Annotated in this window: 23 protein-coding genes and 1 pseudogene; 22 read left to right on the forward strand and 2 right to left on the reverse strand. The window is 65.1% G+C overall.

The window, feature by feature from the left end; translation table 11 throughout:
- Positions 1-17 precede the first annotated feature (17 nt).
- Both NON00_RS01010 and NON00_RS01015 read right to left on the reverse strand, forming a co-directional pair.
- Entirely contained in the window at positions 18-1,037 is a 1,020-nt protein-coding gene (locus tag NON00_RS01010) for a nucleotidyl transferase AbiEii/AbiGii toxin family protein (protein ID WP_256016604.1), read from the reverse strand.
- Positions 1,030-1,623: a DUF6088 family protein gene (locus tag NON00_RS01015; protein WP_256016606.1), complete on the reverse strand. Its 594-nt coding sequence runs from the start codon at positions 1,621-1,623 to the stop codon at positions 1,030-1,032. The genes NON00_RS01010 and NON00_RS01015 overlap by 8 nt, the downstream gene beginning before the upstream one ends.
- Positions 1,624-1,747: 124 nt before the next feature.
- Between NON00_RS01015 and NON00_RS01020 the strand changes: the two genes are divergently transcribed.
- The 22 genes and pseudogenes from NON00_RS01020 (at position 1,748) to NON00_RS01125 (ending at position 20,508) form a co-directional block, all read left to right on the forward strand.
- On the forward strand, positions 1,748-2,302 hold the full coding sequence (locus NON00_RS01020; RefSeq protein ID WP_256016609.1) for a hypothetical protein: 555 nt from the start codon (positions 1,748-1,750) through the stop codon (positions 2,300-2,302).
- 8 nt (positions 2,303-2,310) lie between these two features.
- Complete coding sequence (locus NON00_RS01025; RefSeq protein WP_256016611.1) at positions 2,311-3,339, forward strand: hypothetical protein; 1,029 nt, start codon at positions 2,311-2,313, stop codon at positions 3,337-3,339.
- Positions 3,340-3,461: 122 nt separating this feature from the next.
- Positions 3,462-6,437: a TrlF family AAA-like ATPase gene (locus tag NON00_RS01030; protein ID WP_370688648.1), complete on the forward strand. Its 2,976-nt coding sequence runs from the start codon at positions 3,462-3,464 to the stop codon at positions 6,435-6,437.
- A gap of 157 nt (positions 6,438-6,594) precedes the next feature.
- Complete coding sequence (locus NON00_RS01035) at positions 6,595-7,791, forward strand: DUF932 domain-containing protein (protein WP_256016615.1); 1,197 nt, start codon at positions 6,595-6,597, stop codon at positions 7,789-7,791.
- A 197-nt stretch (positions 7,792-7,988) separates the two neighbouring features.
- The gene (locus NON00_RS01040; RefSeq protein WP_256016618.1) at positions 7,989-10,097 is read left to right on the forward strand and encodes a ParB/RepB/Spo0J family partition protein; all 2,109 of its coding nucleotides are present in this window, start codon (positions 7,989-7,991) and stop codon (positions 10,095-10,097) included.
- A gap of 62 nt (positions 10,098-10,159) precedes the next feature.
- Complete coding sequence (locus NON00_RS01045; protein ID WP_256016621.1) at positions 10,160-11,194, forward strand: toprim domain-containing protein; 1,035 nt, start codon at positions 10,160-10,162, stop codon at positions 11,192-11,194.
- A gap of 310 nt (positions 11,195-11,504) precedes the next feature.
- The gene (locus NON00_RS01050; RefSeq protein WP_256016622.1) at positions 11,505-12,428 is read left to right on the forward strand and encodes a DUF2493 domain-containing protein; all 924 of its coding nucleotides are present in this window, start codon (positions 11,505-11,507) and stop codon (positions 12,426-12,428) included.
- Between the two features lie 84 nt (positions 12,429-12,512).
- The gene (locus NON00_RS01055) at positions 12,513-13,091 is read left to right on the forward strand and encodes a hypothetical protein (RefSeq protein WP_256016624.1); all 579 of its coding nucleotides are present in this window, start codon (positions 12,513-12,515) and stop codon (positions 13,089-13,091) included.
- A gap of 225 nt (positions 13,092-13,316) precedes the next feature.
- The gene (locus tag NON00_RS01060; protein ID WP_256016627.1) at positions 13,317-13,484 is read left to right on the forward strand and encodes a replication initiator protein A; all 168 of its coding nucleotides are present in this window, start codon (positions 13,317-13,319) and stop codon (positions 13,482-13,484) included.
- 141 nt (positions 13,485-13,625) lie between these two features.
- Positions 13,626-14,069 (forward strand): hypothetical protein, encoded by a 444-nt coding sequence (locus NON00_RS01065; protein ID WP_256016629.1) that lies wholly within the window; start codon positions 13,626-13,628, stop codon positions 14,067-14,069.
- A 562-nt stretch (positions 14,070-14,631) separates the two neighbouring features.
- Positions 14,632-14,958: a DUF736 domain-containing protein gene (locus NON00_RS01070; RefSeq protein ID WP_256016631.1), complete on the forward strand. Its 327-nt coding sequence runs from the start codon at positions 14,632-14,634 to the stop codon at positions 14,956-14,958.
- 187 nt (positions 14,959-15,145) lie between these two features.
- On the forward strand, positions 15,146-15,388 hold the full coding sequence (locus NON00_RS01075; RefSeq protein WP_256016634.1) for a helix-turn-helix transcriptional regulator: 243 nt from the start codon (positions 15,146-15,148) through the stop codon (positions 15,386-15,388).
- Between the two features lie 120 nt (positions 15,389-15,508).
- Entirely contained in the window at positions 15,509-15,772 is a 264-nt protein-coding gene (locus NON00_RS01080; protein ID WP_256016636.1) for a DNA -binding domain-containing protein, read from the forward strand.
- Between the two features lie 118 nt (positions 15,773-15,890).
- A pseudogene (locus tag NON00_RS01085) lies at positions 15,891-16,025 on the forward strand (transcriptional regulator domain-containing protein); the annotation flags it as partial.
- A gap of 31 nt (positions 16,026-16,056) precedes the next feature.
- A complete protein-coding gene (locus tag NON00_RS01090; RefSeq protein ID WP_256016639.1) occupies positions 16,057-16,656 on the forward strand; it encodes a DUF2285 domain-containing protein in 600 nt (199 codons plus the stop codon).
- Positions 16,657-16,783: 127 nt separating this feature from the next.
- Positions 16,784-17,065, forward strand: a complete 282-nt coding sequence (locus NON00_RS01095; protein WP_256016641.1) for an AlpA family transcriptional regulator — start codon at positions 16,784-16,786, stop codon at positions 17,063-17,065.
- Between the two features lie 10 nt (positions 17,066-17,075).
- Positions 17,076-17,960: a replication initiator protein A gene (locus NON00_RS01100; RefSeq protein ID WP_256016644.1), complete on the forward strand. Its 885-nt coding sequence runs from the start codon at positions 17,076-17,078 to the stop codon at positions 17,958-17,960.
- A gap of 208 nt (positions 17,961-18,168) precedes the next feature.
- Positions 18,169-18,807 (forward strand): ParA family partition ATPase, encoded by a 639-nt coding sequence (parA, locus tag NON00_RS01105; protein WP_256016646.1) that lies wholly within the window; start codon positions 18,169-18,171, stop codon positions 18,805-18,807.
- Entirely contained in the window at positions 18,804-19,061 is a 258-nt protein-coding gene (locus NON00_RS01110; RefSeq protein WP_256016657.1) for a hypothetical protein, read from the forward strand. Before parA ends, NON00_RS01110 begins: the two co-directional genes overlap by 4 nt.
- A complete protein-coding gene (locus tag NON00_RS01115; protein ID WP_256016660.1) occupies positions 19,058-19,579 on the forward strand; it encodes a DUF2840 domain-containing protein in 522 nt (173 codons plus the stop codon). Before NON00_RS01110 ends, NON00_RS01115 begins: the two co-directional genes overlap by 4 nt.
- Positions 19,576-20,121 (forward strand): S26 family signal peptidase, encoded by a 546-nt coding sequence (locus NON00_RS01120; RefSeq protein ID WP_256016663.1) that lies wholly within the window; start codon positions 19,576-19,578, stop codon positions 20,119-20,121. The genes NON00_RS01115 and NON00_RS01120 overlap by 4 nt, the downstream gene beginning before the upstream one ends.
- A 36-nt stretch (positions 20,122-20,157) precedes the next feature.
- Positions 20,158-20,508: a DUF736 domain-containing protein gene (locus tag NON00_RS01125; RefSeq protein ID WP_256016666.1), complete on the forward strand. Its 351-nt coding sequence runs from the start codon at positions 20,158-20,160 to the stop codon at positions 20,506-20,508.
- Positions 20,509-20,510: the final 2 nt, after the last annotated feature.

Here is a 20,510-nt window from a genome sequence, read left to right on the forward strand (position 1 = left end):
CTGTTGCCCCCTGCTTCCTATGTTTGATTGCCGCGGTTGGCGCGCTCGGCAATGTCGGCGCAGCGCGCCATCAACGCTTCAAAAGATTCGGCGTCATCGAGCAGCAGGCCGTCATCGACCATGTGCGCATAGTCATCGCCGAGCGCTTTCAGCGCTTCCCCGGTCGGTACGAGACGCAGACCCCCGTTGACCGCAGCGGCGTAATCGATCGGTTGGCGATCGGCCCCCTTCTCGACGAAGAACATCGACTTGTGGCGCGCGACGGCGCCCGCCAGATCCCGGTCCGCGAACGCGGCGTCTGCCAGGCCTGCCTCGTCCAATCGCACCACGTCATGCCAGTGACGGGCGAAGCGTTCGCCGCGCAGTCGTTCCTGCAGGCAGAAGACATGGATCGCGGTCGCCTTCTCCCAGAAGGTTCGCTCCGCATGCATCACCCGAGGCCGGGCGGTTGGAAAGACGACATTCTCGACCAGCCCGTCAGCATCGCAGACGACATCGCGCAGGCTCGCCGGCTCGCCAGTCGAGCGCGCGCCGAATTCGAGCATCACGCTTGGCGCGACATAGCCCGTCCCGGTGGCCGTCGCCTCATAGTCGATGAACAGTTTCTCGCCGTCGGCGCGAACCGCCGCGGCGAGGTTCTCGCGCGCTAACGCCTCGGCGATCGTCGGGTGGGCCTTTCCGGCCACCCATTCCGGAAGGCGCTTTCGTACTTCGCTCGACCAGCGCTTCTCCTCGCTGCGTGAACGCGGCAGAGCCTCGCCGTTCTCGCCGACGAGATCGGGGGCAATTGCGCGAATGTCATAGGTCAGGTCGACATCCTCGGAGAAGCGCCGGATCACTCCGTAGGCCTTGGACAGCGACGTACCGCCCTTGAAGACCAGATGTTCGCCCAGCGCCGAGCCGTAGAGCGCCGACAGCGCCCAGACCACCCATGCATCCTTTTCGAGAAGATGCGCGGGGCGACCGGATTTATCGGCTGCGATGCCCAAGACGTCGCTACGGTCCGAAGCCGACAGAGCGTGGAACACGTCAGCCATGCGCGGCTTTCCCGACGCTACGCGCCAGCCAGGTCGGAAGCTGCGGCGCCACCGCCACCAGCTCCTGGAACGTGGTCGAAGGAAGCTTGTGCTTCAGGGCCTTTAACGCGGCTTCGGCCTTCTCAGGCCCCAGCCAGGCGAGCGCGCGAACCGCCTCGCCGGCGGGCCTATTGGCCAGGGCGAGCTGCCAACGTGGCGCGTGCCGAAGCTCGACCACTTGCTTACCCAGGCTCATCGTCCGGCTGCGGCCAGAGGTCAGATAGACCGACCTCACCGGCACCTGCGTCGTGAGCCCGAGCGTATTCGCCGCCGCTGCGCCGCTCGACACGATGACCTCGCCACGCTGATTAGCGAGCGCCTCGACCGCCTGCTGGACCGAAGGCGACCTGATGCCGAACCGACTGAAGATCGGACGCAGATAAACACCTCGACCGGCCCTCATCAGCTGGCCCCGTTCGACAAGGCGCGACAATGCCTGGTCTATGGCAGCCCTGTTGCCAAGGTGCAGGAGACCTTTTGCGGAAACGGGCGCGCCCTCGGGCAAACCCTCCGCGTAAGCAAGAATCTGTTCGGTCAGTCGCTGCATCGCTAACTCCTGTCAGAAATATACGCAGTTTTCTGACAGTCTTCAAGGCGCTCCACATTATGGTTGAGGTCATCTTGACCGGACCTTGATGACCGGGCATATTTGCCTGAAATGGAGGTCCGCTATGTTCATCTACAACCCTGAAAAGTTTGCGTCGCTGTACGCGTCGGAACTCGGCCAGCAGATCTGGACCTTCCTGACACTGCCTGAGAACGTCGCCCGCCTCGAGACGGCGTCGGAGCTCAGCAAGCCGGCCGTCGAAGGTATCGAAGAGCAGCTTCTCGAGGCGTTCCGCGAAGACGTGCTGGCGGACCGCGTCAAGCAGATGATCGGCCATATGGTGCGGCAGATTCTGGAGCAGCGCGGTTGGGTGCTCGACCAGGGCGACGTCAAGGTGCAGTCGGTGCCCTTCATGAAGGCCGCGCGTTACCGGCGGCCGGACTGGTTCACCTTCCATGCCTTCCGCAACACGAGTGATCCGCGCGACATCGCCATCACCGATCGCCGTCAGAACGCGCCCCTCCCGGTCGGTGTGCGCTGGACCTACTACGCCACCTTCGCCAGCCCCATCAAAGCCGCCGTGGCGTTCGGGGTTCGTGACCTCGGCCAACTGCGCCAGCAGGTGCATGCCAATGGTTATCAACGCGTCCGCGTCGAGCGGATGCTGCGCCGCGCGTGAGGCCGATGATGGCGACGACATCCATCGACGAACTCGTTCGCGTGTCGCAGTTGCTGTCCGGTCTGACCGTCTCCGTTCCCATCATGATGATGACTCGCGAACAGGTCGAACGGATCAATCTGGACGCCGCCAGCGACGCCACGCTGGCGGCGCTGGACCGCGAGTTGCGCGCCAAGCTCAAGGCGGTGACCGGGCCCGAAGACCATGTCCAGATGGCACAGGCCTATGAGGCCTATTCGGAAGCATCCTTCTACCTGGCGATGAAAGACCGCGGCGTCGTGCTCGAACGCACGCCGGGGACCGGAGGACATCAGGCGAAGCGGCCGGACTTTCGCTACCCGCATCCCGCCGGACACCTCTATTTCGAAGTCAAGGCGCTCGAAATCGCCGAACCGCTTCGACGTCACAAGGAAATCGGTCACGAAGCGCTTGAGATCGCGGCCGAGCTGGATGGCCGCGCACGGCAACCCGGCATCCATTTCGGAAAGCCGCACGAGATTTCAGGGCACTTGCCCGACGCCGACTCCGTCACGCGGATTGACGACACGATCCAGAAGATCAGCAACAACATCAAGGCCGGGCAGATCGAATACGGCCCTACGGTGCTCGTGGTCGATCTTGGGCGCCTCAGCGGCGTCGCGCAGGGTCCGTCCGGCTTGCTGCCGGTGTTCTTCCACGCCGGCCCACCCGCTGAAAGCTGCGTGAGCGGAGAGCTGTGGCAGATCGCGCTCGGCTCCCCCGGAGAACAGATCCTCTCGCTCCCGGAGTTTGAAGGAAAGAGCAATCTTGCGGGGCATCAGACCCAGATCGGTATCCTGCGGCAGTTCCCGACGCTGATGGCGATCACCTTCTTCCTGCCGCGCTGGAGCGACAAACCCGAATTGCTGACGATCTGGAATATCGGGTGGGATCAGACGGCGCTGGAGAACCCCTGCACCTTGAGCGAGCACCAAATCGAGTCCGTTCTTCATGATTATTCGGACGGCCTCAACGACCAGCGTAACGAGCTTGGATGGGCGTTTCGCGTGAGCCGCTAATGCTCGACGTTACTCCGTGCTGGTCGCTCATGTAACGGTTAAAAACTTCAATATTGCAGTCGAATACATTGCCCGGGGCAACGCCGTTACGGCGAAGAACGACCGGGATCAGCGGAGGGAATATGATCAGTCGGGGATCCGAGTGGCGGCGCTGGGAACCGCATATTCACGCGCCTGGCACCGTCTTGAACAATCAGTTCGGCGGCGGCTCGCCCTGGGAAACCTACCTCGACACGCTCGAAGCCGTCACGCCGAAGGTCGAGGCGATCGCGGTGACGGACTATTATTTGACGGATGCCTATCAGACCATCCTGGGATATAAGGCGGCGGGTCGCCTGCCCAATGTTCAGCTCATTTTTCCCAACGTCGAACTGCGCCTCGACGTCGCCGCGAAAACCGGCTTCGTCAACGTTCATCTTCTTGTCAGCCCCGAAGACCCCAGGCACGTCGACGAGCTGCATCGCATCCTTCAGCGCCTGCAGTTCCAAGCGCACGGCGATACCTTCAACTGCACCCGCCAGGATCTGATCTCGCTCGGCAAGAAGGCCGACCCCAGCATTATCGACGATCGGGCGGCGCTCGCGCATGGCGCGACGCAGTTCAAGGTCAATTTCGACCAGCTTCGACGTGTGATGCGCGAGAGCGACTGGGCGAAGGCGAACATCCTCGTCGCGGTCGCGGGCGCGGCCGGCGACGGAACGTCTGGCCTGCGCCAGGCCGCCGATGCGACCATGCGCCAGGAAATCGAGAAGTTCGCGCACATCATCTTTTCGAGCAGCGTGGCGCAGCGTGAATTCTGGTGCGGGCGCCGCGGCGTGACACTCGATCAGCTTCGGGAGCGTTACGATGGCTGCAAACCTTGCCTTCACGGCAGCGATGCCCATGACCAGCAGACCGTCGGACAGCCGGTCGAGGATCGCTACTCGTGGATCAAGGGCGGCCTCGAATTCGACGCGCTGCGTCAGGCGTGCATCGACCCGGAAGGTCGCGCCTATGTCGGCGCTGAGCCGCCGCGCACCGCGATGCCTTCGCAGGTCATCTCGCATGTGGCGATCGCCGATGCTGGCTGGGCGGCGACACCTGCGATTCCCCTCAATCCCGGCCTCGTTGCGATCATCGGCGCGCGCGGCTCCGGCAAGACCGCGCTCGCCGACGTCATCGCCGCCGGCTGCGACGCGATCACGCCGGCGGCCTGGAGAGCCAACGAGAACATCAGCCCCTCTTTTCTGGTGCGAGCCCGCAAGCTTCTCGGCAACGCGACCACGACGCTGGCTTGGGGCGGCGGCGCTTCGGTCACGCGTTTCCTGGACGGCCGCGACGCCAACGGCCATCTCGCCTTCCCCCGTGCGCGTTACCTCTCTCAGCAGTTCGTCGAGGAGCTTTGTTCCTCCTCTGGCGTGTCCGACGGCCTGATCTCCGAAATCGAACGCGTGATCTTCGAGGCCCATCCGCAGGATGGCCGCGACGGAGCCATTGATTTCGCCGAACTGCGCGGATTTCGGACCGCCCGTTTCCAGCAGGCCCGCGAACGGGAAGCAGACGCGATCGCCGACATATCCGAGCGCATCGCCACCGAGATCGAGAAAGAGGCGGCGGTGGCGGGTCTGTCCCTACAGGTCACGCAAAAGGACGGCCAGATCAAGAGCTACAACCAGGATCTGGCCAAGCTGGTCCTCAAGGGGACCGAAGCGCAAGCGCAACGGCATACCCAGATCAGTCAGGCCGTCCAGGCGATTCGCGCGACGATTCAGGCCTACGGCAATCAACGTCGCACCTTCCTCGCCCTGCAGGACGAGGTCGCCAGCACGCGCGTAACCAAGGCGCCCGAACTTTTGCGGCAGGCCATCGAGCGGCACCAGCACAGCGGCCTGAGCCCGCAGCAATGGGATGAATTCCTGCTTATCTACAAAGGCCCGGTCGACACGAGTCTCGCCGGCTACGTTGCCTGGGCCGACCAGCAGATCGCGGCGCTCACGGGCGTGCCGCTCCCTCCGCCGCCTCCGAACACGCCGTACTTTCCGGACAATGCCGACCTGTCCAAACTTCCACTCAACACTCTTCTTGCCGAAATGACCCGACTGGAGGCGTTGGTCAGCGCTGACAATGTCGTCCGAAGCCAATATGCGGCGCTCTCACAGCGCATCGCGTTGGAGAACGCCGCGCTGCAAAACCTTCAGACAAGACTGACCGACGCCCAAGGCGCCGCCGAGCGCCGACGGCTGCTTCAGGCCGAGCGCGATGCCGCCTACGGCCGGGTGTTTCAAGCGATCATCAGCGAGCAGGCCGCGCTCGCGGACCTCTATGCCCCCTTGATGGCTCGCCTGACGGCATCGACCGGCACGCTGCGCAAGCTCGGCTTTTCCGTCCGCCGCGTCGTCGATGTCGCCGCTTGGGGAACGGTGGCCGAGGAAAACCTGCTCGATCGCCGCAAAGCCGGGCCGTTTCAAGGCCGCGGAGCGCTGATCGGCCTCGCCGAAACTACCCTGCGGCCGGCCTGGGAGACAGGATCTGCCGCCGATGTTCAGGCAGCGATGGCCAGTTTCATCGCCCAATATATGAGAGACCTGATTGGCCATGCGCCCTATGCTCAAAACCAGCAGGTGGAGTTCAGGGCCTGGTTGAAACAGTTCGCTCACTGGCTTTTCGACACCGACCACATCTCGGTGCGCTATGAAATTGTCTACGACGGAATCGACATCCGCAAGTTGTCGCCGGGAACGCGCGGCATCGTGCTTCTCCTGCTCTATCTGGCTCTCGACGACGCGGATGACCGGCCTCTGATCATCGATCAGCCCGAGGAAAATTTGGACCCCAAATCGGTGTTCGAGGAGCTGGTGGGTCTGTTCATCGCCGCCAAGGCCAAGCGCCAGGTGATCATGGTCACCCACAACGCCAACCTAGTCATCAACACCGACGCGGATCAAATCATCGTTGCCGACGCCGGACCTCATCCAGCGGGCGGACTTCCGCCGATCACCTATAGGGCTGGCGGGCTGGAGAACGCTGAGATCCGCAAGGCGGTCTGCGACATCCTGGAAGGAGGCGAGGAAGCCTTCCGGGAGCGTGCTCGCCGACTGCGAGTCAGATTGGATCGATAAGGGGAAAGCCTTCCCCTGCGGCCGAGCCCTAGGTCTCGGCCGACCCCTTCTGCGGGGAGACCCCGCAACGCCCCCGAGAGTGAGAGTGCGGACCGATTTTCCGTGACGGGTTGAAGGTTGGAGGAGAGGCCTCCGGCGCCCGTCATGGAGACTAGCCATGACCCATGTGGAGATTCTGGATGCCGGTCGCGACCGCGCTGGCGGCTACAAGGTGGATGTGAGCCGCGGCGAGCGGATCAGCCGGGTATCGTCGGAATGGTTCTCGCGACCGGCGGACGAGCGTTACCTGTCTCTGTCGGACCTCTATGCTGCCGTCCGTAGCCGGACCGAGCGGAGCCGTACCCGAACTGTCGAAAGCGCGGCGATCCGGGTCGAGGCGAGCCGCGACGATGCCGAGCGCTTGGTGCTGATGCTGCCCGGGTCCGACACGCCGATCGCGCCCACCCATTGGAGCTTCGGCCAACTCGCCAGCCTGGTCGGAGCACCGGCGGCCTACCTGCGCCAGCTTCCGGCGCCACTCGCCGGAATCAACCTCCAATATGGACTAACCTCGCATCGCGCCGAGCAGGTGAAGACGCTCGAGATCGAAGATGGCCGCGTTGAGCTGCGCGCCGTCACCGGGCCCGACTACGGCCGCATCTTCGACCACGAGCTGGTCGCGGCCGTGCAGCGCATCGCCGGCAACGGCACGGGCGACACCCGCTGGAAGGTGCCGGGCGTACTCGACTGGTCGACCGGGATCTACAATCCGCGCGTCGACATCACCCAGGACACCACGACGCTCTACGCGTCCGATCGCGACATCTTCCTCTTCCTGGTCGACGATCTGAATCCGATCGAGGCCGGCCGGCTGCCCGACGGTTCGCCCGACCTCTACTTCCGCGGCTTCTACTGCTGGAATTCCGAGGTGGGCGCAAAGACGCTCGGCATGGCGAGCTTCTATCTCCGTGCCGTTTGTCAGAATCGGAATTTGTGGGGCGTCGAGGATTTCGACGAGATCACCATCCGCCACTCGAAATATGCCGCCTCCCGCTTCGCGCATGAGGCTGCGCCGGCGCTGACCCGCTTCGCCAATTCCTCGCCCCTCCCCTTCGTCAACGGCATCAGAGCGGCCCGGGAAAAGATTGTCGCCCGCTCCGACGAGGACCGCAGTCACTTCCTGCGCAAGCGCGGCTTCTCCAAGGCCGAGACGGCGAAGATCATCGAGACCGTCTTGGCCGAGGAAGGCCGCAAGCCCGAGAGCGTCTTCGACTTCGTGCAGGGCATCACCGCGGTCGCGCGGGATAAGACTCAGCAGGACGCTCGGCTCGACCTGGAGGCGCGGGCCAAGAAGCTGCTCGACCGGGCGGCCTGAGTCCCGGAAAGCCGGAGATGCAGAAAGGCGCGTCTCCGGCTTTCAGCCGATGCCGGCTAATTGGGAGTCGAAGGTGCGCTAATTGGAAGTCGTCGGTTCTGCGGCGCTGCCCTCCAGAGTGAGAGGGCGGCGCTGCGCTTCGTGACGAGTTGATGCCGAGAGAGAGGCTTTCGGCGCTCGTCGCGGAGTACATCCCGATGGCTGCCACTGTTCAGAAGATCACCCTCTCGCCCTCGCGCGACATTCCCTTCAACAAGCTCTTGCTCTCCCAGTCGAACGTCCGGCGGGTGAAGGCCGGCGTCTCGATCGAGGAGCTGGCCGACGATATCGCCCGCCGCGGCCTGTTGCAGGGCCTCAGCGTGCGCGCGGTCGTCGATCAGGCTGGCGTCGAGACCGGCATGTTCGAGATCCCGGCCGGCGGCAGGCGCTACCGGGCGCTGGAGCTGCTCGTGAAGCAGAAGCGCCTCGCCAAGACCGCGTCGGTGCCGTGCATCGTCCGCGACAGCGGCATTGCCGAGGAAGACTCGCTCGCCGAGAACGTCCAGCGAGCGCCGCTGCACCCGCTCGACCAGTTCCGGGCGTTCCTGGCGTTGCGCGAGAAAGGCCAGTCGGAGGAGGAGATCGCCGCCGCCTTCTTCGTCTCGGTCAACGTCGTGAAGCAGCGCCTGAAGCTGGCGTCCGTTTCACCGGCGCTGCTCGACGTCTATGCCGAGGACGGCATGACGCTCGATCAGCTCATGGCCTTCACCGTCTCGGGCGACCATGAGCGCCAGGAGCAGGTGTTCGAGCGCCTGAAGGTCTCCTACGATAAGCAGCCCTACGTCATCCGCCGCATGCTGACCGAGGGCGCGGTCCGCGCCTCCGATAAGCGGGCGCAGTTCATCGGCCTCGACGCCTATGTGGCGGCGGGCGGCACGGTGCTGCGCGACCTGTTCCAGGGCGATGATGGCGGGTGGCTGCAGGATGTTCCGCTGATCGACCAGATGGTCGCCGATAAGCTGAAGGCGGACGCCGAGGCGATCGCCGCCGAAGGCTGGAAGTGGATCGAGGTAGCGCCCGACTTCGCCTATGGCCATGCCTTCGGCCTGCGCCAGCTTCGCGGCGAGGCCATGCCGCTGTCGGCCGAGGAGGAAGCGAGCCGCGACGCGCTCCAGGCCGAGTTCGACCGGCTGTCCGAGGAATACCAGGACGCCGACGAGCTTCCGGATGAAGTGGATGAGCGCCTGTCGGAGCTGGAGACGCTGATCGAGGGCTTCGACGACCGTCCCGTGCTGTTCGACGCCGCCGAGATCGCGCGCGCCGGCGCCTTCATCAGCATCGGCGCCGACGGCCAGCTTCGCGTCGGGCGCGGCTATGTCCGGCCGGAAGATGAGTTGCCGGCTGAGCCTGCGTCGGAGACGGACGCGGACGGTGACGATGAACGCGCTATGGCCGCCAGCTACGAGGACGACGATTCAGTCGCGACGGCGGAGCCCGACGCCGAGCCGGAGGAGGATGAGGGTCTCTCGCCCATATCCGACCGCCTGATGACCGAGCTGACCTCGCACCGGACGCTTGGCCTGCGCAACGCACTCGGCGAGCGACCGGACGTCGCCTTCGTCGCGGCGCTGCACGTCCTGACGTTGAAGACCTTCTACCACTACGGCTCGGATAGCTGCCTCGAACTCGATCTGAAGAGCGTCAGCTTCGGGACGCAGGCGCCGGGGCTCAACGACAGCGCATCGGCCGAGGCGATCCGGGCTCGGCACGATGGCTGGTCGAAGGCGCTTCCCAAGGAATCGGCCGACCTTTGGGACGCGCTGCAGGAATGGGACGGCGACAGCCAGGCGGGCCTATTCGCCCACATCGTCAGCCTTTCGGTGAACGCCGTGTACGAGCCCTGGAACCGGCGCCCCCGTGCTGCCGCCCATGCCGACCGGCTGGCCCAGACGGTCGACCTCGACATGGCGGCGGCCGGGTGGAAGCCGACCGTGGACAACTTCCTCGGCAGGGTGACGAAGGCTCGCATCCTTCAGGCGGTTTCCCAGGCGAAGGGGCAGCGCGCCGCCGATCGGATCGAGCATCTGAAGAAGGGCGACATGGCGGCCGAGGCGGAAACGCTTCTGGCCGATACCGGCTGGTTGCCCGAACCGTTGCGCACCGCCGATCGGGGCGCGGCGAATGTCGAGCCCACCGTGAGCAACGAATCTGTTGAGGCGGTCGAACAATCGACGGCAATCGGCGGCGAAACGGCCATGGTCGAAGACGAGCCGCTCGCGGAAGATGAGATCGGCGACGCCGCTCCCCACGCGGTCGCGGCCGAATAACGTCAACGACTTGCGAGACTGGCCCGCCGGAGACGGCGGGCCTTTTCGCATGGGAAACGACCATGACCCAAAATCCGCATGATCTTGCACGTCGCCTCGCCGATCGTGCCGAAACAGTGTGCCGGCACTACCTCTCCAGCGGACGCCGCGAGGGCGGCTACTGGCTGGTTGGCGATGTGCGCAACACGCCCGGCCGCTCGATGTACGTCCGGCTCAAGGACACGCCCAGAGGCCCAGCCGGCAAATGGACCGACGCGGCGACCGGCGAGCATGGCGATCTCCTCGATGTCATCCGCGAAAGCTGCGGTCTGCTCGATTTCAAGGACGTCACGGACGAGGCACGGACCTTCCTGAGCATGCCACCGCCGGAGCCGGAATCTCGCCCGCAACCGCGGCAAAGCCCCGCGCCGCATGGGTCGCCCGAGGCCGCCCTTCGGCTGGTCCGCATGTCGCAGCCGATCTACGGCACGCTCGTACAGGCGTATTTACGCGAACGCGGCATTACGGATTTACGCGGAACCGGAAGCCTGCATTTCCACCCGCGCTGCTACTATCGGCCCGACGAGCATTCGCCGACCGAGACCTGGCCGGCGATGATCGCGGCCGTGACAGACCTCGACGGCAAGATCACCGGGGCGCATCGCACTTGGCTCGATCCCCGCCAACGCGACAAGGCGCCGCTCGACACGCCGAGGCGGGCAATGGGCGATCTTCTCGGCAACGCTGTTCGCTTCGGCATCGGCAGCGAGGTGATGGCGGCCGGCGAAGGCATCGAGACCGTCCTGTCCGTCAGGCAGGTCTTGCCCGACATGCCGATGCTGGCGGCGCTCTCCGCAGCCCATCTCGCCGCCATCCTTTTCCCGGACACGCTGCGGCGGCTCTACATCCTCCGCGACGACGATCCGGCCGGTGATGGCGCGCGGGACAGCTTGGTCGAACGGGCGAACGTGGCCGGGATTGAGGCGATCGCCATCTCGCCCCAACTCGGCGACTTCAACGAGGATCTCCGTACCCTCGGCATCGACGCGCTCAGAAGCCAGACCCGGATGCAGATCGGGCCGCAGGACGTGGCGCGTTTCATGGCGCTGGCGGCATAGCCGGCAGGGAGGAAGGTGGCGGCGGCGCCGCCATGCACGTCCGGATGCACCATGCCGTCTGAGAGGACCGCGCTTCGGCCTTCAAGAGGGCGATCGGCCCACAGTCGAGCCGGCCCGGCAATGGCGGCGGCCGACTATTTTCCGGCGGCGCGTGCCGCGCCTTTCCATCGCGAAGCAAAATAGCCGGCCTTCGCCATCCTGCGCTCACGCTCCGGCCCTGCGCTCACGCTCCGGGTGCAAGGCCGTCCCGCCGGTGGGCTTCGTCGCCATGAAGGCCGCGACGGTCGCGGTCCAATCGACGGAGCATCCCATGGACGCGCACGACGACTTCGAACCGCACCACGAATCCTCACCCACCGACTACGTCCTCAACGAACTGCAGCTCCACGGCTATCGACCCTTCTCCGACGAACCGGATCAGCGGCTTCTTCCGGATGGCAATGCGGTCGCAGGCGCCGTCGCCGACATCTTCGACGCCCTGATCTCCACCTTGGAGGACACGCGCCTCGAACCCGACCTCGACGATCTCCTCTGGTCGACCGTCAACGTCTTCCACCGCGCCACCGACCGGATCGCTCGCGAACTCGACGACAACGAGCAGGCCCAGAAGCGCTCGCAGCGCGAACAGGACGGCAGCGAGGTGAAGTCGGTCGAACTCGAGCGGCAGATCGCAGAGGGCCAGACACTAATCGAACGCCAGGCCGCCTTCGAGCTGATGCGCGACCAGGCCGCCGAACACTACGAACGCCAGATCGGCAAGCCGTGGCTCCCGCGCAGCGGATCCAAGGTCAACCATCGCAAACTCACCTCGGCGATGATCGACAGCCGCGACTTCCTGATGGCGAAGAAGCGTGCCGATCAGGAGGTTCTCCTTCCGCCCGGCCCTAAGATCGTCGTCACCGGCGGGCTCGACTTCAACGATCACCGGCTCATCTGGGCCAAGCTCGACCAAGTGCATGAGAAGCACCCCGACATGGTCCTCGTTCACGGTAAGTCGCCGAAGGGCGCCGAGAAGATCGCCTCGCTCTGGGCGAAGAACCGCAATGTCCCGCAGATCGGTTTTGCGCCCGACTGGACGAAGCACGGCCGCGCAGCGCCCTTCAAGCGCAACGACGAGATCCTGGAGATCGTGCCCAAGGGCGTGATGCACTTCCCGGGCACCGGCATCCACGACAACCTCGCGGACAAGGCCAAGAAGCTCGGCATCCCGGTCTGGAAGTTCGGCGGCGCGTAAGCGCCGCCTCTACCAAGCTGGCGGAACACTGGAACGTAGCCGACGGCGCTTCTACTTACCCAATGAACTGAAAGCGGGGCTTCGATGAGCACAATCACAGACGATGACTACAAAACACATATGGCACCTATCGTCGCCGAAGGCTTTACGCTCGATCCCCCCGGATTCGAGCGTCTTTCGTCGTGGACGCACATGCTGATGCACCTCGTCAATGCGCGCTCCAACTTTGAGTGGGTGCGTGACCACCCGGCCGACCTCGGCGAAATGGAAGACTCGCTGCGCCAACAGGCCTTCTTCATCGCTGGGATCATGGCCCCTTGCCGGTGCTACGCGTCCTCTGGCTCCGGCATCCCGATGCTCGACGCCAAAAAGGTCTATGAGGGGTCAGATGACGGAAAGCAGGTCCATGAACGTCTGATCGCGCTTCGCAACTCGATTGCCGCGCACACGGATGCGTCGGACATCGTCCGCCTCACGCTCGCAGTCAAGGACGAGCCCAAGCGGCTCATCATCCGACATCTCTGGACGATGGCAGTGCCGGTCAACGAGATCGACGATTTTCTGGAAGCCGTCGCTCACACGGAGCATTTCGTCACGATCAGCCTCAACAAATATCTGAACCGGCTTGAGAAGGAACAAGGCAAGACGATCGAACTGGACTGAGCGTCTCGCGGCATTGACCGGCTCCGCCGCGAAAACCCGTTCCCCGCTTCATTTGCGCTGATCCTTGGTCAGACTGATCGCTTGACGCCATCAACCCGTAAAGGGTCGGCTATGCAAGCATGCCTCCGCTGCGGCTTCGCCTGCGCGGTGATTGCAGCGCTCAGCCCGACACATCGGGCGCCTGTCAGCGGGGGATGGTCCTCCGCTCGAACAGGAGCCGGATCGATGTCCCTCAACGACGCCCACGCCTTCGCCTTCAGCCTCGCCACCACGCTGATGGCCGCCATCATCATCTACCAGGCTGGCGACGGCACGCTGTCGGTCACGCCCGCCAGCGAATATGACGGCGACATCGCCGCCATCGTCCATGAGATCGACCCCTTCGCCCCTTGACCGGGGCGACCCGGTCGCACGAGCGGAAATCCCCGCCGGTTTCCGCTCCCGGCACGCGCGCTCTTGCGCTATACTTCAGCCGCGCCGTGGTGGTGGTGGAAGGCGCGGCCGTCAGACCTTGTCCATACGGAGGCCACCGCCATGTTCATCCTCGCAATACTTGCATCCCTCGCAGCGATAGGCCTGCTTTGCTGGCTGCTGTTCACGCTGGCCGTCTTCGCGCTGCCGGCGTTTATCGGCGTGACCACCGGCGCTTGGGCGTACGGCACGGGCGCCGGCATCCCGGGCGCCATCCTGGTCGGCGCCGTCGCGGCGGCGATCACGCTCGCCGCCCGCCATCTGCTCATCACCTTCGTCCGGCCTATGTGGTTGAAGCTGATCTTGGCCGCAGCCTTCGTGGCGCCGGCGGCGATCGCCGGCTTCCATGCCACCCATGGCATCGTGAAGCACCTCATGCCGTCCGACGCGTGGCAGATCACCTTATGCGTCATCGGCGCGGTCGCGGTCGGCATCACCGCCTTCGTGCGGGTCGCTGGAATGGCGGCGGCTCCGGCCCCATCCGGCCGGGACCTTGCACGGGCCTGATCTCCGTCATCGCCGTCAGGAGGATCAGGGCAACCGTGGCCGTGGTCGTTCCCGTCGTCTGATGCCGGAACGATGGGCGTGTGCGACGCGGATCGACGCTGGTCCGGAAAGGCGGTTCTCGTTGGAGCGCTGCGAGAGCTGAGCCGTGTCTAGGCGGGCAGCGGACATCGGCGCGGCGACCTCGGCGGTGGCTGTACGACGGCCGGATGCGGCGGCGTCCACCTGGCGGGAGGAGACGAAGTCGGTGAGCGTGCTGTGGCGCCGGTTTGCTGTTGCGGGACGGCCGCCATCTTCTCCGTTATCTGACCGTGCCTCGACCGCTCCAAACGGCCTCTTCAATGGCCTGATCTGGCCGAAGGCCGGCTTCGCCTCGATCGCCTATGACGCAACAGCCGCGTCAAACTTTCTTCCCCTGCCGGCTGCGCCGTCATTCCTCGCGAGGCAAGAAAGCCCTCCTTAGCTGTCAGGCCCCTTCGGGGTGCGCCGTCGATCGCCTCCGGCCTGCCGATCGCCATCGAGGCCGCAATGGTGCGGGCTCGGGAACGGAAAACGGAGACTTACAATGGCGACCATCGGCACCTTCAAGAAGACCGGCTCGAACGAGTTCACCGGCGACATCGTCACCCTCAGCGTCCAGGCCAAGAACGTGCGCATCGTCCCCGACCAGCGCGCCACCGGCGAGAACGCCCCTAGCCACCGGGTCCTGGTCGGTCGCGCCGAGATCGGCGCCGCCTGGTCCAAGCGCTCCAACGAGGGCCGCGACTATCTGGGCCTCAAGCTCGACGATCCGAGCTTCAACGCCCCGATCTACGCCAACCTCTTCGACGATGAGGACGGCGACACCTTCTCGCTGATCTGGTCTCGCCCCAACGGGCGGCGCGGCGACTGAGGCAACGCGCAAGGCCCCGGCCGGGAGGTCGGGGCCTTCGGCGTCCAAGGCGACCGAATCAGTCGGACACTCCTGAACGGAAGTGCCAACGCAATCGAGACCGTTCAAGCTGGCCTCGATGCCAAAGAACGACTATTATAGTCGTAGTTCTGGCGTGCGCTTGGGTCGGAGTGGGAGGTGATCATGCATGATCACCGCCCGACAGTCTCGGGCCGCACGCGCGTTGCTGGGTTGGACACAGGAGACGCTCGCTGACCGGGCCCGCGTATCTTTGACCGCGCTGAAGCGCCTCGAGTCCGAAAGCGGACTCGAGGTGTATGAGAGCACGCGTGATGAGGTTCGGCGCGCATTCGAAGCTGGTGGGATCGTCTTCCTGAACTCCGACCAAGGTGTAGGAGTGATGCTTGTCAACAGGAAGAGAGACGGCTGACGCGTCAGCGGGGGATCACCCCGCCCCGCCGCAGTGTGCACGCTCGGGCGATGACCTCTGCTCTCAAAACTACGTTAACAATCCCCCTCAAAATGGATACATCTACGGACGGGGGACTCAGTGATCAAAGAAGACTTTCTGGACCAGCCGCCTAACGGCGCGGCGCTTACCGCCTATGACCAGGCGCATCTGAAGCTTTACCTGCGGCTTCTAGACGCTGACGCAGAGGGAGCAGACTGGAAAGAAGTCGTCAAAGTGCTGTTCGGCATTTGTGCCAAATCTGATCCAGAGCGCGCCGCACACGTGCACGCCACTCACCTCTGCCGCGCCAAATGGATGACCCGGAACGGCTACAGCGAGCTCCTTGGGCCGCGTCTCCATTGAGGTGATGCAGCACCTGCATCACGTTGATCCGACTTCGTTCTTCCCAGCAGGCAATCAACTTGGAATCGTCATCGCTTCACAACTCGCGTTGCGTAACATTGCGCGGAGGTGGCGGAGGATGTCGGAGGAAGAAAGCTGGCGGTCCGAGACTGCCTATGACTACATCGACAAACTGACGACTAGCGAACTCGCTTGGGAGTTTCTCCGGAGAAACCCGGATTATCGGGTGGCCTTTCAAGGGCTGTTATCCTCTGGACGAATAACGGACGACATTGCGACCACTTTTGCGCAGCAATGGGGGTTGTCTTTTCGCTGCAGATCCACACGTCACGGGGCTCGCGCAACCGATCTTTTGGACTCCGCAAACCGATCCGGCGGCGATCATTCTCCAAGACGGCCACGCGCTATCCGGAGAATCTCATCTCACCCTTGATGGTCTTCGCGCTCACGCCGTCCAAGACCGCGGCGCAGCGCTTCTCCGACTAAACCTCAACGGCGAGCGCTTCGATGTCAGCCTTACGGGTCGAGTAGAAGGCGACGCGCTCGCCGCGGTCATCCCGCTCGACGAGATGACACCCGACCGCCTGACGGCGTTGGGCCGGTTCTGGTCGGGCGCGACGGGCCGGGCTGTGCTTCCAGATCCGCGCATAACGCCGCAGCGGCTCCAGCGGGCGCGACAGATGCTACGCGCCATCGACGCTCGCGAGACGGGCGCCACCTACCGGGCCATCGCCCAATTTCTTTTCCCCCAACATGAAAACGACGCCGCGTCCTGGGTCGGCAGCGCCATCCGCGAAACCACCATTCGTCTCGCCCGCGACGGCATGAAGCTCGTTCGCGGCGGATACCGGGCGCTGCTGCGCCGTCCCCGACGCGAACGCTGACACCCACCCGGGTGTCGAATTTAGCTTCCTTACTTCGACATCGTCCGAGGCGCCGTCTTCGCGCCACCGTGCTCGCAACCAGCCGCTCGTTCGCAGCGGCCTCCCGCGAGACCACGGAGGTTCGATCATGGCCGAAAAAGCCGCCAATCTACCGCCACGATACCTAAGAACGCAGGAGGCGGCCCGCTTCCTCGGCCTTTCCGAACGTACGCTCGAAAAGCATCGCACCTACGGCACCGGTCCGACCTATCGGAAGCTCGGTGGTCGCGTCGTCTATTCGATCGACGACCTCCAGACCTGGGCGGATCGCGGTCTCGTCACTTCGACGTCCGATCCGCGCGGCGGGACCATCCTTCCGGCAAAGCGCCAGGCGGCCGCGCCTACCGCTGCTGGCCGCATCCCGCGCTGAGCTCCTCGCGATGTCGGCGCGCCATCACCACAGCGAACGCGAGCAGCTCGATCTCTTTCGGGCTCTGCCCGGTAATCTCGCACCCCGCGACGCTCAAGACCTGATGGCATACCCCTTCTTCGCCCTCGGCAAGTCGAAGCGACTGGCGCCGATCAACTTCAAGGCCGGCTCCGTCGTCATCTGTGTGGAGGCCGTCCCCGAGCACGGCATGGCCACCATCTGGGACGCCGACGTGCTGATCTGGGCCGCGTCTCAGATCGTCGAGGCGCGCGACCACGGACTTCGCCCGTCGCGCCTTATGGCGACCACGCCCTACGAGATTCTGCAGTTCATAGGCCGCGGCGTCAGCTTGCGCGACTACGACCGATTGAAGGCCGCGCTCGACCGGCTCCAGTCGACGACGGTGGCGACATCGATCCGCCAGCCGACCGAGCGGCGGCTGCACCGCTTCTCCTGGATCAACGAGTGGAAGGAGCGCGCCGATGGCAAAGGCCGGCCGCTGGGCCTCGAACTGATCGTGCCGGATTGGTTCTACGCCGCCGTTCTCGATGACGCGCTCGTGCTGACCATCGACCGCGATTATTTCGATCTGACGGGCGGTCTTGAGCGCTGGCTTTATCGCCTCGTGCGCAAGCACGGCGGCAAGCAGGAGTTCGGCTGGAGCTTTGACTTCCCGCATCTTCACGCCAAGTCCGGCTCGCTCTCGCCGCTCAAGCACTTCGCCTACGATCTGCGCGACATCGTCCGCCGACAGCCGCTGCCAGGCTATCGCCTGACCATCGAGCAGTGCCTCGGCGGCCCCGAAATCCTCTCCTTCAAACCGATCGATCCGCACGCGCTCGGCATCCCCCGCCAGCGCCGCCGCTCGACCAAGCGCCCTGGGGATAAGCTGTGAATCGTCTCGTGCTATCAGGGACCGGACCCATCGTGCCATCGAGGACCCGATCCTCGTGCTATCGGGGACCAGAATCGCCGAATCCGCTCGCTGAATCAGCAGCTTGTGGGCTCCGTAACTTCTCTAACCTAGATTCCTTCGGAATCTTTCTAACGCAAGCCGCATTTTCGTCGCGGGTGGATGAGTCCCCGATCGCCGGGAGACCGTCATGATCGTCGCGCTGCTCAACCAGAAAGGCGGCGTCGGCAAGACGACCATCGCGCTCCACCTTGCTGGCGAATGGGCGACCCGCGGCCAGCGCGTCACCCTCATCGATGCGGACCCGCAAGGCTCGGCGCTCGACTGGTCGCAGCAGCGGGCGCGTGAACGCCTTCCTCGCCTCTTCGGTGTCGTCGGCCTGGCGCGCGACACACTGCATCGCGAGGCGCCGGAGATTGCCCGCGACGTCGACCACGTCATCATCGACGGGCCGCCGCGCGTCGCCGGGCTGGTGCGCTCGGCGCTGCTCGCCGCCGACCTGGTGCTGATCCCGGTGCAGCCGTCGCCGTTCGATGGCTGGGCCTCGGCCGAGATGCTGTCGCTGCTCGGCGAGGCTCGAATCTACCGGCCGCAGATCGTGGCGCGCTTCGTCCTCAATCGCTGCGCCGCGCGCACCGTCATCGCCCGCGAGACCGCCGAGACGCTCGCCGACCATGACCCGCCGTTGCTTACCACCACGGTCGGCCAGCGCGTCGCCTTTGCCGATGCCGCACAGACCGGCCGGCTTGTCGGTGAGATCGACAGCGACAGTGCCGCCGCTCGCGAGATCGCCGCGCTGGTAAGCGAGATCGGGAGGATCGCACCATGACGGCTACGCCTCCGAAACGCGGATTCGCCACCCGGCCGGGCGGCGATCCCGAGACCTGGATCAAGGCCGCCGACGCGGCCCCGGCGCGGGCTGTCGACCCTGCCGTCTATTCGGCGCGGCTGACGATCGACGTCACCCAGGACCAGCGCGCCCGGATCAAGATCGCGGCCTTCCAGCGCGGCGTCACCGTGGCGGACATGCTGCGCGAGTTGCTCGCGCGCGAATTTTCCCCCAGCAACGGAGACGCGACATGACCGGCGCCAGCGCAATCCATACGCGCGGCGCGCCAGGTCTAGCCGCGCCGCCGCCAATTCACCTGACCGAGGTCGAACTGACCTGGATCGAAAAGCGTATCGAGAACTGGATCAGGTTCGGCCGCGAGGTCGGCGAGCAGATCCTCGACCGCCGCCGACGCGTGCTGCGCTTCGCGCCGGACAGCGTGTTCGGCTTCGTGCGCTGGGCCGCGAACGACCACGGCACCATCGCTTCGCACCTCGACGTGCTGCGCGCGGCGCTGCCGAGCGAACCGCAGCAGACCGTGCCATTCGTGCGGCCCGGCGGCGACATCCTTCTCAAGGTCGAGGGCTGGCCGAAGGTCGAGCGCGTGCTGCAGATGATCGACGCCATCGAGGCCGCCGGCATCGATGCGGCCGACGTCTCGCCCGATCATTGGCGGCACGTCCACAACCGCATGACGGCCGGCCAGCCGCCGCGCCCGTACACGATCGGCCACCACAAGGCGTTCCTCCTGCGGCGGAGGGTCGGCGCATGAGCCGCTTCGGCTACGTGATGGTCACCTACGTGATGACCATGGGAGTGGCGATCGTATCGTTCGTCCATTTCCCGACCAAGCTCATCTGGAACGCGTCCGCGAGCACGCCGATTGGCCTCTACAGCATCGCGCCCACGCGCCATCTCGAAGTCACAGACCTGGTCGCCGTCCGTGCGCCCGAGCAGTTCGCCGCCCTCATGGTCGAGCGCGGCTACATCGGTCGCGGCGTGCCGCTGATGAAGCGCGTCGCGGGCGTGCCGGGACAACAGGTCTGCCGTCGCGATCATGCGATCACGGTCGACGGCGTGCCGATGGGCGACGCGCTCGACCGCGATCATCTCGGCCGTCCGCTGCCCGTCTGGCAGGGCTGCCGCCGCATCGGCGAGGACGAGCTTTTCCTGATGAACTGGTTGGTCCCCGACAGCCTCGACGGCCGCTATTTCGGCCCGCTGCCGACCAGCACCGTGATCGGCCGGGCGACCCCGCTCTGGACCGATGAAGACGGCGACGGCCGCTACGTCTGGCGCGCGCCGACCCACTGACCTGCCGCCTCCAATCCCCCACCGAAGGAGACCACCATGACGCAGATCGGCCAATTCACCCGCACCAAATCCGGCTATTCCGGGCGGCTCACCGTGCTCGGCATCGATGCTGAACTCGTCCTTGTTCCGGCCGAGGCGTCCGATGCCGAGAATGCGCCGGACTACCGTGTGCTGCTCGACGGCGAGGAAGGCAGCGAGGTCGGCGCCGGCTGGAAGCATGTCGGCGAGCGTGCCGGCGACTACGTCTCCGTGCAGCTCGACAGCCCGCTGTTCCCACGTCCGCTGCGCGCCAATCTCTTCCGCGCCAGCGACGACAACTCCACCTGGGGCCTGCATTGGTCGCGGCCCGCCAAGCCGCGCCCCAACACGCGCGACAGCGAGGACTGAGC

Source organism: Roseomonas sp. GC11, from assembly GCF_024437745.1.
Classification (GTDB): Bacteria; Pseudomonadota; Alphaproteobacteria; order Acetobacterales; family Acetobacteraceae; genus Pseudoroseomonas.

Coding starts and splice junctions, on each gene's coding strand:
- NON00_RS01010 (WP_256016604.1), bottom strand. CDS start 1,037: ATGGCTGACGTGTTCCACGCTCTGTCGGCTTCGGACCGTAGCGACGTC.
- NON00_RS01040 (WP_256016618.1), top strand. CDS start 7,989: ATGGCTGCCACTGTTCAGAAGATCACCCTCTCGCCCTCGCGCGACATT.
- NON00_RS01075 (WP_256016634.1), top strand. CDS start 15,146: ATGATCACCGCCCGACAGTCTCGGGCCGCACGCGCGTTGCTGGGTTGG.
- NON00_RS01050 (WP_256016622.1), top strand. CDS start 11,505: ATGGACGCGCACGACGACTTCGAACCGCACCACGAATCCTCACCCACC.
- NON00_RS01070 (WP_256016631.1), top strand. CDS start 14,632: ATGGCGACCATCGGCACCTTCAAGAAGACCGGCTCGAACGAGTTCACC.
- NON00_RS01095 (WP_256016641.1), top strand. CDS start 16,784: ATGGCCGAAAAAGCCGCCAATCTACCGCCACGATACCTAAGAACGCAG.
- NON00_RS01015 (WP_256016606.1), bottom strand. CDS start 1,623: ATGCAGCGACTGACCGAACAGATTCTTGCTTACGCGGAGGGTTTGCCC.
- NON00_RS01125 (WP_256016666.1), top strand. CDS start 20,158: ATGACGCAGATCGGCCAATTCACCCGCACCAAATCCGGCTATTCCGGG.
- NON00_RS01025 (WP_256016611.1), top strand. CDS start 2,311: ATGGCGACGACATCCATCGACGAACTCGTTCGCGTGTCGCAGTTGCTG.
- NON00_RS01020 (WP_256016609.1), top strand. CDS start 1,748: ATGTTCATCTACAACCCTGAAAAGTTTGCGTCGCTGTACGCGTCGGAA.
- NON00_RS01065 (WP_256016629.1), top strand. CDS start 13,626: ATGTTCATCCTCGCAATACTTGCATCCCTCGCAGCGATAGGCCTGCTT.
- parA (WP_256016646.1), top strand. CDS start 18,169: ATGATCGTCGCGCTGCTCAACCAGAAAGGCGGCGTCGGCAAGACGACC.
- NON00_RS01030 (WP_370688648.1), top strand. CDS start 3,462: ATGATCAGTCGGGGATCCGAGTGGCGGCGCTGGGAACCGCATATTCAC.
- NON00_RS01055 (WP_256016624.1), top strand. CDS start 12,513: ATGAGCACAATCACAGACGATGACTACAAAACACATATGGCACCTATC.
- NON00_RS01110 (WP_256016657.1), top strand. CDS start 18,804: ATGACGGCTACGCCTCCGAAACGCGGATTCGCCACCCGGCCGGGCGGC.
- NON00_RS01060 (WP_256016627.1), top strand. CDS start 13,317: ATGTCCCTCAACGACGCCCACGCCTTCGCCTTCAGCCTCGCCACCACG.
- NON00_RS01115 (WP_256016660.1), top strand. CDS start 19,058: ATGACCGGCGCCAGCGCAATCCATACGCGCGGCGCGCCAGGTCTAGCC.
- NON00_RS01120 (WP_256016663.1), top strand. CDS start 19,576: ATGAGCCGCTTCGGCTACGTGATGGTCACCTACGTGATGACCATGGGA.
- NON00_RS01100 (WP_256016644.1), top strand. CDS start 17,076: ATGTCGGCGCGCCATCACCACAGCGAACGCGAGCAGCTCGATCTCTTT.
- NON00_RS01035 (WP_256016615.1), top strand. CDS start 6,595: ATGACCCATGTGGAGATTCTGGATGCCGGTCGCGACCGCGCTGGCGGC.
- NON00_RS01045 (WP_256016621.1), top strand. CDS start 10,160: ATGACCCAAAATCCGCATGATCTTGCACGTCGCCTCGCCGATCGTGCC.